The sequence below is a fragment of the Kitasatospora viridis genome (assembly GCF_007829815.1).
Lineage (GTDB): Bacteria > Actinomycetota > Actinomycetes > Streptomycetales > Streptomycetaceae > Kitasatospora > Kitasatospora viridis.
The window spans coordinates 45,782-56,830 of sequence record NZ_VIWT01000006.1 but is presented as its reverse complement, the minus strand read 5'-3'; the positions used below and the strand labels follow the sequence as shown (position 1 = coordinate 56,830).

Below are 11,049 nucleotides of genomic sequence, written 5' to 3'. Positions count from 1 at the left end.
GGGTGTTCGGGTCAGGCGCTCAGGCGTCGGCGAGCTGGGGCCGGATGCTGGGCCGGCAGTCCAGCACCTCGACCGGCTGCCCCATCGAGACGGCGATCTTGCGCGCGCCGCGGTAGGGGTCCCGGCCGTGCGCGCAGAGCACGTTGTCGACCAGCATCACGTCGCCGACCTGCCAGCGTTCGCGCACGGTGGCGGCCCGGTAGGCCTCGTTGAGCAGGTCGACGTCCGCGCGCTCCAGCGGTTCGCCGTCACCGAAGCCGGTGTTGAACGGGAAGCCGTCCGGGCCGAACTCGTCGGTCATCGCCTCGCGAATGTCCGGGTCCAGCGACCACTCGTTCCAGAAGGCCAGGTGGTTGAACCAGACCTCCTCGCCGGTCGCCGGGTGGTGGATGGTGCCCGGGCGCAGCTGGGCGGTGCGCAGGTTGCCGTCCGCCAGCCACTCCCAGGTGATGCCGTTGGCCCGGCAGTAGGCCTCCACCTCGGCCCGGTCCTCGGTGGCGAAGGCGGTGCGCCAGCCGAGCGAGACGTAGTCGGAGTAGTTGCGGGTGAGCGTCCACCCGGTGGCGCGCATCCGCTGCACCAGGTGCGCGGGCAGCGAGGCGAGCACCTGGCGGACGTCGGCGGTGGGCGTGGCCCCGCCCTCCTCGGGGGCGGTCAGGCAGGCGAAGAGCAGCCGGCCCGGGAAGGTGAGGGTGTAGCTGTTCTCGTTGTGCATCCGGATCGACTGGGCCGGCGGCAGGTCGGTGGAGGAGAAGACACCGTTGCCGTAGTCGCTGCGCGGGGTGGCCTTCTCGCGGTAGGGGGTGCGCTCGGGGATCAGCACGTCGCGCACCGCCCCGACGTCCTCGGTGCCGGCGACCGGCAGGCCGCGCAGGAAGATCGTGCCGTGCCGGTGCAGCGCTTCGGTGAGCTCGCGCTCGTTCTCCCGCAGCCACTCGCAGGCCTCGCCGAGGTCGGCGGTGCGCGGCGCGTGGGCCAGGGCCGGGCGGCCGGGGTTCAGTTCCCAGGTCAGCATGGCGGCGCTCACTGCCCGGCGAGGGAGGCGGTCAGGCTGGCGGGCCTGATGTCGGTCCAGTTGGCCTCGATGTAGTCGAGGCAGCCCTGGCGGGTGTCCTCGCCGTGGACGGTGGTCCAACCGGCCGGCACGTCGATCCAGACCGGCCAGAGGGAGTGCTGGTTCTCGTGGTTGACCAGCACCAGGTAGCCGGCGCTGTCGTCCTCGAACGGGTTGCTCATGGTGTCCTCCTCGGGTGGCTTCACCTGCTTGGATGCTTAGAAGGTAGGCCCGGGGAGGACGGCGGTTGGGCAGTAGTCGAGGCAGGAAGGCGGCAGTTGGGCGCCCGTCAGGTGCCGGTCGGGCCCTCGCGCCGCGCGCGGTGCAGGCGCGAGCCCACGACGGCGAGCAGGGTGATGCCCAGGACCGGGTAGATCGAGCCGGGCAGCTGCCAGTGCCAGGCGACACCGCGCCCCCATCGGTGGGGCGCCAGCCACATGGCGTGGCAGGTGAACACCGCCAGTGTGGTGCCGAGCAGCACCCACCGCGCCGTGGTCCTGGCCTCCACGGCCAGCAGTGCGATGAGCGGGATGCACCAGACCCAGTGGTGGGTCCAGCTGATCGGCGAGACCAGCAGCCCGGTGAACGCCGTGCAGACGGCGCCCCACGCGTCGGCCCGGCGCATGTACCGTGCGGAGCGCCCGGCCAGGACGGCCACCGCGAGGCCGAGGGTGCCGACGACGGCGGAGGCGGCCAGCCCCAGCACGCCCGGGTCGTTCACGTCGAGCAGTCGGCAGACGGCGCCCCGCAGGGACTGGTTGTCCATGATCACCGTGGTACCCACCCTGCTCGGGTCCCAGAGGTAGCGGGTCCAGAAGCCGAAGGAGGCGTCGGGCAGCACCAGCCAGCCGACCAGACCGGCCGTCAGGAACGTTCCGGCCGAGACCAGAGCCGCTCTGACCCGGCCGGTGAGGAGCAGGTACACGGTCAACAGACCCGGAGTGATCTTGATTGCGGTGGCCAGGCCGATGCCCACGCCCTTGAACCGGCTCCGGTCGGGCCGGGTCAGGTCCCACAGGACCAGGCACAGGATGCCGAGGTTGACCTGGCCGTACTGGAAGGTGGTGTACACCGGTTCCAGCCAGACGCCGAGGCCCGTCGCGAGCAGGACGACGGCTGCCCCGTGGCGTGCGCGGGGCCAGCCGGCCAGGCGGAGCGAGAGGTGCACGGCCAGGGCCAGCAGCGCGAGGTTGAGGAGCACCACCAGCACGCGCAGCGTGCTCACCTCGAACCAGGTGCTCGGCACGAGGAGCATCGCGGCGAACGGCGGGTAGGTGGCCGGCAGGTCCCAGACCCGCATGGCGTACAGGTCCGCGCCGTGGGCGACGGCGGCGCCCTCACCCCGGTAGACGAGCATGTCGACCATCGTCGAGCCGTGGATGTGGCGCACCAGGGCGAACGCCGCCAGCAGCACCGCCGCGACGCAGGCCGCGGCCGCGGTCACCGCTGTCGGTCTCGCGGGGCCTGCGGTGTCGCCCCGCCCGTTCGCGACCGCCTGCCGCATCCGCCGCTTCAGATCCAACGCACGCACCACGACACCCCCCTGTCGGCATGGACCGGATCGCTTCCGCTGATCAGCGACCGGATCCGATCACCGTAACCGGCCCGCCGGCCCGCGCGTTTCGCGCACGAGCGGTCCGCCGCGCGAGCGGCGACTCGAAAGCGCTTGCGGGGCTGGGCAGATGGGGCCTCTCGGGCGGACTGTGCCGGTTCTGCAACAAAGCACCTTGGGGCAATCCCCTGGGTGGGGTTCAGCGCGGGGTGAGGCGGACCGGGAAGTGGTCCAGGCCGAAGTTGATGATCGAGCGGTTGTGGGTGACCGGGCCGGTCGGTTCGATCACGGCGACGCGTTCCAGCATCGCCGTGAACAGGGCGCCGAGTTCGGCCTTGGCCAGGGGTGCGCCGATGCAGTAGTGGGCGCCGAGGCCGAGTGCGAGGTGCTTGTTGGGCGAGCGGTCGAGGCGGATCTCCTCCGGGGCTTCGAAGGCCTCCGGGTCGCGGTTGCCGGACCAGACCCAGACGGCGACGCGGTCGCCGCGGCGGATCGCGCGGCCGTCGAGCTCGGTGTCCCGGGTGGCGGTGCGCAGGGTGTGCAGGCCGACCGAGGTCCACCGCAGCAGCTCGTCCACGGCGCTCTCCATGCCGACCTCGCCCTGCTGCAACTGCCGCCACAGCTCGGGGTGCTGGGCCAGGGTGTGCAGGCCCATCGCGGCGGTGTGACGGACCGTCTGGACGCCGCCGACCACGATGTTGTCGAGGTTGAGCACCACGTCCTCGACCGGCAGCAGCTTGCCGCCGACCCGGTAGGTGGCCATCTTGCTGATCAGGTCGTCGCGCGGGTCGGTGCGGCGCAGCATCACCTGGTGCAGCAGGTAGGGGATGAGCTGCTGGTGGCCGGCCCGGCGCTCCTCGGGGGTGCGGCCGAGGAAGGCGACGTCGCAGACCCGTTCGACCATCTCGCGGTCCTTCTCGGGCACGTCGAGCAGGTCGCACATGACCGACAGCGGCAGCGCGGAGACGGCGTCGACCAGGTCCACCTCGCCCAGCTCGACGGCCCGGTCGACGATCGCGGCGGCCAGGCCGGTGATGCCGCCGGCGGCCGCGCGGACCGGGCCGGGGCCGAAGAACGGGTTGGCGGGGGCCCGGAGTTCGCGGTGCCGGGGCGGGTCGGTGAGGGCCATCATGCGGCCGGAGCCGACCGGCACGTTGCCCACGCCGGCACCGAGCAGCGAGCCCTGCTCGGAACTGTAGAGCGCGGCGTCGCGCAGCACCTGGGCGCAGTGCCGGTAGGAGAGCACCGACCAGACCGGACCGTCGTCGGCGGTGTCGGTGCGGTGCACGGCGGCCTGTTCGCGCAGTTCGGCGACCAGGGCGGGGGTGTCGGGGCGGGCCCACAGGTCCGGGTCGGTGAGGTCGACCGCGGTGGTGGTGCTGGTGGTCATGTCTGCTCCATCGTCAGCTGGTGGGCGGCGGCGGGCCGCGTGATCAGGGAGGTCAGCAGCTCGACCGGGCCGGGCAGGTCGACGGTGGCGAGCAGGTGGCCGCCGGGGACGGTGTGCCGGCCGAAGGCGGCGCGGGTGTGCTCGGCCCAGCCGTCGAGGCGGGCGGTACCCACCATCGGGTCCTCGGCGCCGATCACGGCGTGCAGGGCGGCGTCGAGCGGCGGGTGCGGCCGGTGCCGGTAGCCGGTGGAGACGGCCAGGTCGGCGCGGATGCTGTGCAGCGCGTGTTCCTTCAACTCGGGTTCGAGTTCGATCAGTTCGCCGAGGCCGGCGAGGCGCAGCAGGTCGTCGGCGTCCTGCTGCTGCGGGCGTTCGGGGCCGATCCAGTCGGCGGGCGGCGAGGCGGCGGCGGCGACCAGCAGCTCGGGCCGCCGCCCGGCGGGCAGCGCCTGGGCCACCTCGTAGCCGAGCAGGGCGCCGAAGCTCTGCCCGTAGAAGCCGAACCGGCCGGTCAGGTGCGGGTCGAGGGCGTGCACCACGGCCTCGACCAGCAGGTCGAAGCTGCCCGGCATGGGGTGGCCGAGCCGGCCGCCGCGGGCGGGCAGCCGCAGCGCCCAGACCTCGGCGACGGGGGCGAGGGCGCGGGCCAGCCGGGTGTAGGCGGTGGCGTCTCCCCCGGCGTGCGGGAAGCAGAACAGCCGGTAGGGGCTGTGCGGTTGGGGCACGGGGACGAACAGCCAGTCCCCCTCGACGCGGGGCCGCACCCGCGCGGCGGTGGTCACGCGCCGCCGACCCGGGCGCGGGCGGTCAGGCTGGGCCGGGGGGCGGCGGGCCCGGCCGCGGCGGCCTGCTCGACGGTGGTGGTGAAGGCGGCCAGGTCGGCCGAGTCGAGCAGGTGGCGCATCTGGAGCTCGATGCCGAGCTTGCGGCGCAGCAGGTGGACGACCCGCAGCGCGGTGAGCGAGTGGCCGCCGAGCGAGAAGAAGTCGTCGGTGGGCAGCACCTCGGGCACGCCGAGCACGCTGGCCCAGACCCCGGCGACCTGCTCCGCGAGGCCCTGACCGGCCGACGGTGCGTCAGTTGACGGGACATCAGTTGGCAGGGCGTCGACCACCGGCGCGGGCAGCGCCGCCAGGTCGACCTTGCCGTTCGGGGTGAGCGGCATGGCGTCCAGCACGGTGATCGCCGAGGGCACCAGGTGGGCGGGCACGGCGGCGCGCAGCCGCTCGGTCAGCTCACTGGCAGTCACGGCGCCGGTGACGTAGCCGACCAGCCGGCGGTCGCCCGGGGCGGGCTCGTGCACGGTGACGGCGGCGGCCTGCACGCCGGCCAGCTGGGCCAGGGCGTGCTCGACCTCGCCGAGCTCGATCCGGTAGCCGCGCAGCTTGACCTGCCGGTCCACCCGGCCGACGTACTCCAGCAGGCCTCCCCGGCCGCGCCGGGCCTGGTCGCCGGTGCGGTACATCCGGGTGCCGGCCGCGCCGAAGGGGTCGGCGAGGAAGCGCTCGGCGGTCAGCCCGGGCCGGCCGACGTAGCCGTGGGCCACGCCGGGCCCGGCCAGGTACAGCTCGCCGACCTCGCCGTCGGCGACCGGCGCGAGCTTCTCGTCGAGCAGGTAGAGGAGCACGCCGGCCATCGGCTCGCCCAGGTGCGGGCCGGGGCCGCTGATCGGCGCCACGACGGCCTCGACGGTGCACTCGGTGGGCCCGTACAGGTTGAACGCCTCGATGCCGCCGTCGGCCAGCTCCCGCCAGGTGCGCTCGGGCACGGCCTCGCCGCCCATGAACAGCCGGGGCACCCGGGCGCCGGCCAGCGGCTCGCGCAGCAGCTCCCAGTGCGAGGGGGTCAGGTCGAAGTCGGTGACGGCGTGCTCGGCCAGCAGGGCGGCCAGTCGGGCCGGGTCGGCGCGGTGCTCGTCGCCGATCACCAGCAGGGTGTCGCCGCGGCAGATCCGGGACCACTGCGGGACGGAGGCGTCGAAGGAGACGCTGGCGTTCCAGCCGACCACGGCGGGCTCGGCGCGGAAGGCGCCGACGGTCTCCAGGCCGGTCAGCAGGTCGGCGACGGCGCCGCGCGCCACCTCGACGCCCTTGGGGCGGCCGGTGGAGCCGGAGGTGTAGATGACGTAGGCCGGGTCGAGCGGGTGCCCCGACTCGGGCAGTTCGGGCCCGTCGGCGGCGGCGTCGGGGCGCAGCACCGGCACGCCTTCGGCGGCGGGCAGGCCGTCGGCGCTGATCAGGGCGGCGAGCCGGGCGTCGGCGGCCATGAAGGCCAGCCGCTCGGCGGGGTAGGCCGGGTCGAGCGGCACGTAGGCGGCGCCGGCCCGCCAGACGGCGAGCAGCGCGACGGGCAGCTCGGCGGTGCGGGCCAGGTGGACGCCGACCCGGTCGCCGCGGCCGACTCCCCGGGCGCGCAGGGCGCGGGCCAGGGCGGCGGTGCGGCGGTCGAGTTCGGCGAAGTCGAGTCGGTCGGCGCCGGCCAGCACGGCGGTGCGCTCGGGGTGGGCGGCGACGGCGTCGCGCAGGCGTTGCAGCAGGTCGGTCATGACGGTTCCCCAGGTGGTCGGTGGCGGGTCGGCGAAGGTCGGCGATGGTCGGCGCAGAAGCGGAGGTCAGCGCAGGTCGGCGGCCATGCGGTGCAGGGCGTCGGTGTAGGTGTCCATGAACTGCTCGGCGGTGTCGTCGGGGACCAGGGACCGCTGGTGGTCGACGGCGAGCAGCACCCGCTGCGTGACCGGGTCCTGGATCACCGAGGCGCCGAAGGTGAAGCTGTTGGGTTCGTGGCGCAGGGTCGGCTCGGTGCCGATCCGGCCGTCCACGATGCGGGCCGTGCTGAGCCGGCCCAGGGCGTGGAAGCGCAGGTAGCCGAACTGGCTGTCCAGCGCGGTGTCGGTCATCAGCCGGGCCAGCCGGGCGAACGGCACCCGGCGGTGCGGCATCATGTCGAGCTCCTCGCGGTGCACCTCGCGCACCAGGGCGAGCAGGTCCTCGGCGGGCTCGCAGCTCAGCGGCACGGTGTTGAGGAAGAGCCCGTAGACCTCGGTGCCGCCGAGCCGTTCCAGCCGGCCGTTGACGGCGAGGCCCGTGGTGACGCGGCGTCGGCCGGTGATCGCGGCGAGGGCGTGCAGGTGGGCGGCGAGCGCGACCGACTTGACGGGCACGGACAGGGCTTCGGCGATCTGCCGCAGCTGTTCGGGTGCCTCGGGCAGCACCCGTTCGACGGTGCGCGGTGCCTCGTGCACGTCCTCGCTGCCGGGGAAGAGCTGGCCGCTGGCGCCGGTCAGGCGCTCGCGCCAGTAGGCGAGCGACTGCGGGTCCTCGGCGGCCTGGCGTTCGACGGCGACGAAGTCGCGGTAGGCGGTGCGCGGCGGCGGGGTGGGGGCGCTGTGCGGGTCGGCGGCCAGCGCTCCGTGGCGCTCCAGGATCTCGGTGAGCAGGGAGGTGAAGCTCCAGCCGTCGAGGATCGCGTGGTGCTCGGAGACGGTGAGCTGGAAGGCGTCGTCGGCCAGGCGCTGCACGGTGATCCGGAACAGCGGCGGTTCGGCGAGGTCGAAGGGTGTCCAGCGGTGGGTGTCGAAGACCTCGCGGACGGCCGCGTCCTGGTCGGCCGTGCCGCGCAGGTCGGCGAAGTCGACGGGCGCGGGCAGCGGGCCGTGCACGAGTTGCAGCGGTTCGCCGTAGCCGGCGACGTCCAGGCCGGTGCGCAGCACCGGGTGGCGGTCCATCGCCTCGCTGACGGAGCGTCGGAAGGCGGTCTCGTCGAGGTCGCCGGAGATCCGGTAGGAGTTGACGTTGTGGTAGCTGTCGGTGCCGCCGGCGACCTCCATGTGGAAGACCATGGAGAGCTGCATGGAGACCATCGGGTAGGCGTCGGCGAGGCCGGGCGGCAGTTCTGCGCGGTCCTCGGGGTCGATCAGGGCGAACGGCTCGTGCGCGTCCGCGCCCTGTTCGACGGGCTTGGCCAGCGGCAGCAGGGCGGCGACGGTGGGGGCGTTGAAGACGTCCCGCAGGCTGATCCCCCAGCCGCGCTCGTGCAGGGCGCCGGCCAGCTGGACGGCGCGGATGGAGTCGCCGCCGAGGTGGAAGAAGTCGTCGTGCACGCCGATGCCGTCGACCTCCAGGACCTCGGTCCAGACGGCGGCGAAGGCCTCCTCCTCCGGGGTGCGCGGCTCGACGTGGCGGCCGGTGGCGGCGGTGGCGCGCTGGCCGGGGGCGGGCAGCGCGGCGCGGTCGACCTTGCCGTTGACGGTGAGCGGCAGCGCCTCCAGCACGGTGTAGCTGGCCGGGACCATGTACGGGGGCAGCGAGCGGCCGAGGAAGCCGCGCACGTCGGCGGGTTCGCGCCCGGTGAGGTAGGCGGTGAGGCGGTCCTCGTGCACGGTGACCACGCAGGCGTCGACGTCCGGGTGGGCGGCGAGGGCGTTCTCGATCTCGCCGAGCTCGATCCGGAAGCCGCGCAGCTTGACCTGGAAGTCGGCGCGCCCGATGTACTCCAGGCCGCCGCCGGGCAGCCGCCGGGCCAGGTCGCCGGTGCGGTAGAGCCGGGCGCCGGGCGGGCCGTAGGGGTCGGCGACGAAGCGGCCGGCGGTCAGCCCGGGCCGCCCCCAGTAGCCGTGGGCCAGGCTGCCGCCGCCGATGTACAGCTCACCGGCCGCCCCGGGCGGCACCGGCCGCAGCCAGTGGTCCAGCACCTGGGCGCTCAGGTGCGGCATCGGCGCGCCGATCAGGCTGCGCTCGAAGCCCGCGCTGCCGGCCAGGTCGTGGGTGGTGACGTGGACGGTGGTCTCGGTGATGCCGTACAGGTTGCACAGCCGGGCCGGGGGCGCGGGCGTCAGCTCGAACCAGCGCTGCACCACGGCCGGGTCAAGCGCCTCACCGCCGAGCATCACCCACTTGAGTGCGGGCAGTTCACGCGGCTCGCGCCGCAGCACCAGCTCCAGCTGGCGCAGCGCCGAGGGGGTCAGGCAGAGGTAGGAGACCCGCTCGCGCTCCAGCAGTTCGGCGAACTCCTGCGGCGAACGGCTCGTCAGGTACGGCACCACGACGAGGCGGGCGCCGTGCAGCAGCGCGCCCCACATCTCCCAGACCGTCCAGTCGAAGGCGTAGCTGTGGAAGAGCGTCCAGGTCTCCTGCGGGCCGAAGCCGAAGTGCTCGGCGCCGTCCGCCATCAGCCGGCTGACGTGCTCGTGGGCGACGGCGACGCCCTTGGGGCGGCCGGTGGAGCCGGAGGTGAAGATGACGTAGGCGACGTCGCCGGGGCGGCCGGCGGCGGGCGGTCGGGTGTCCGGGCGGGCCGCCAGGTCGGCGGCCTCGGCGGTCAGGTCGTAGGCCTGCCAGGGCCCTTCGGGCACCAGGTCCGGGCGGTCGGTGACCACCAGGGCGACCTGGGTGTCGCCGAAGACCAGCGCGGCGCGGTCGGCGGGGGCGGCCAGGTCCACCGGCACGTAGGCGGCGCCGGTCTTGAGCACGCCGAGGACGGTGACCAGGACGTCGGCGGTGCGCTCCAGCAGCATGCCGATCCGGTCGCCGGGCCCGGCCCCGCGGGCGCGCAGGGCGTGCGCGAGGCGGTTGGCCCGGCGGTCCAGCTCGGCGTAACTCAGGTTGTGCTCGCCGTCGCTGACGGCGGGTCGGCCGGGGTGGGCGTCGGCGGCCCGCTCGAACAGGTGGTGCAGGCAGTGGCCGGGGGCGTCGGTGGCCGGGGCGGTGTCGGCGGCGCGGGTGGTCAGGCGCAGCACGGTGGCGTCGGGGTCGTCCAGGGCGGCGCCGAGCAGCTCGTCGTAGTCGGCGGCCAGCCGGTCGACCGTGCCCGGGTCGAAGAGCTCGCTGCGGTACTCGGCCTCACCGCGCAGCTCGCCGCCACCGTCGCCGCCGTCGAAGACGGACCAGGTCAGGTCGAACTTGGCGGTGCCGTTGGCGCGCACCCGGCTGACGGCACTGGCCGGGCCGAGCGCGAGCGGGGTGCGGTTCTCGCCGTGCGCGCCGAACACCACCTGGACCAGCGGCGGGTGCTGGGCGGTGCGGGCCGCGCCGAGCTGGTCGACCAGCTGGTCGAACGGCACGTCGAGGTAGCCGTAGGCGTCGAAGGCGGTGTCCTGCACGTGCTCCAGCAGGGCGCGGAAGGTCAGTTCGGGGCCGAGCCGCAGCCGCAGCGGCAGCAGGTTGACGAAGTAGCCGAGCAGGTGCTCCAGTTCGGGGCGGTCGCGGGTGGTGACCGGGGTGCCGATCAGCAGGTCGTCGGCGCCGGTCCAGCGGTTCAGCAGCAGCGCGAACGCGGCGAGCTGGACGGTGAACGGGGTGACGCCCTCGGCCTCCGCCAGCTCCCGGACCCGGGCCGCGGTGCCGGGCGCCAGGTCGAAGTCGGCGGTCCGGCCGGCCGCGCCGCGCTCGGAGGGCCGGGGCCGGTCGGTGGGCAGCTCCAGCAGGGCGGGCGCGCCGTGCAACTGCTGCTTCCAGTAGGCCAGGTGCTCCTCGTAGGAGGTGTCCAGCTGCTCCCGGGCGTAGTCGGTGTACTGCACCGTCAGTTCCGGCAGTTCGACCTGACGGTCCGTCAGAGCTGCGCCGTAGAGCTCGACGAGCTCGCGCTCGAAGACCTCGGCGGACCAGCCGTCCCAGACGATGTGGTGGACGGCGAACAGCACCGTGGTGCGCTCGTCGGCGAGCCGGAAGGCCTCGGCCCGCAGCAGCGGGCCGGTCGCCAGGTCGAAGGGCTCGGCGCTGCGGGCGGCAAGAAGTTGCTCCAACCGCTCGGGCCGGGCGGGCTCGTCGAGCGGGCGCAGGTCGGTCACCGCGAGCGGCACGGCGAGCGTGGGGTGCACCTGCTGGCGGGGGCCGTCGGGGTGCAGCGCGAAGGTGGTGCGCAGCGCCTCGTGCCGGGCCACCAGGGCGTCCAGCGCGCCCTGGAACAGCGCGAGGTCGAGCGGGCCGGTGACCTCGAAGGTCCACGGGGTGCAGTAGGTGACGGCCTGCGGGTCGAGGCGGTCGAGGAACCAGAGGCCGCGCTGCAGCCCCGAGACGGGCGCGCTGTGCGCCGGGTGGTCGGACGGGCTCACGGCCG

The 11,049-nt window shown here is 74.3% G+C and carries 7 protein-coding genes; all 7 read right to left on the bottom strand.

What is annotated here, in order from left to right:
- Positions 1 to 19 precede the first annotated feature (19 nt).
- Positions 20 to 1,015 (bottom strand): TauD/TfdA family dioxygenase, encoded by a 996-nt coding sequence (locus FHX73_RS39450; RefSeq protein WP_145910888.1) that lies wholly within the window; start codon positions 1,013 to 1,015, stop codon positions 20 to 22.
- An 8-nt stretch (positions 1,016 to 1,023) separates the two neighbouring features.
- Positions 1,024 to 1,236, bottom strand: coding sequence for an MbtH family protein (locus tag FHX73_RS39445; protein ID WP_145910887.1), 213 nt, complete (start codon positions 1,234 to 1,236; stop codon positions 1,024 to 1,026).
- 107 nt (positions 1,237 to 1,343) lie between these two features.
- Positions 1,344 to 2,498 (bottom strand): glycosyltransferase 87 family protein, encoded by a 1,155-nt coding sequence (locus FHX73_RS39440; protein ID WP_170305289.1) that lies wholly within the window; start codon positions 2,496 to 2,498, stop codon positions 1,344 to 1,346.
- Positions 2,499 to 2,805: 307 nt separating this feature from the next.
- Positions 2,806 to 3,996, bottom strand: coding sequence for a cytochrome P450 (locus tag FHX73_RS39435; protein WP_145910885.1), 1,191 nt, complete (start codon positions 3,994 to 3,996; stop codon positions 2,806 to 2,808).
- The gene (locus FHX73_RS39430; RefSeq protein WP_246214177.1) at positions 3,993 to 4,778 is read right to left on the bottom strand and encodes a thioesterase II family protein; all 786 of its coding nucleotides are present in this window, start codon (positions 4,776 to 4,778) and stop codon (positions 3,993 to 3,995) included. Before FHX73_RS39430 ends, FHX73_RS39435 begins: the two co-directional genes overlap by 4 nt.
- Positions 4,775 to 6,541, bottom strand: a complete 1,767-nt coding sequence (locus FHX73_RS39425; protein ID WP_145910884.1) for a non-ribosomal peptide synthetase — start codon at positions 6,539 to 6,541, stop codon at positions 4,775 to 4,777. Before FHX73_RS39425 ends, FHX73_RS39430 begins: the two co-directional genes overlap by 4 nt.
- A gap of 66 nt (positions 6,542 to 6,607) precedes the next feature.
- Positions 6,608 to 11,044 (bottom strand): amino acid adenylation domain-containing protein, encoded by a 4,437-nt coding sequence (locus tag FHX73_RS39420; RefSeq protein ID WP_246214176.1) that lies wholly within the window; start codon positions 11,042 to 11,044, stop codon positions 6,608 to 6,610.
- Positions 11,045 to 11,049: the final 5 nt, after the last annotated feature.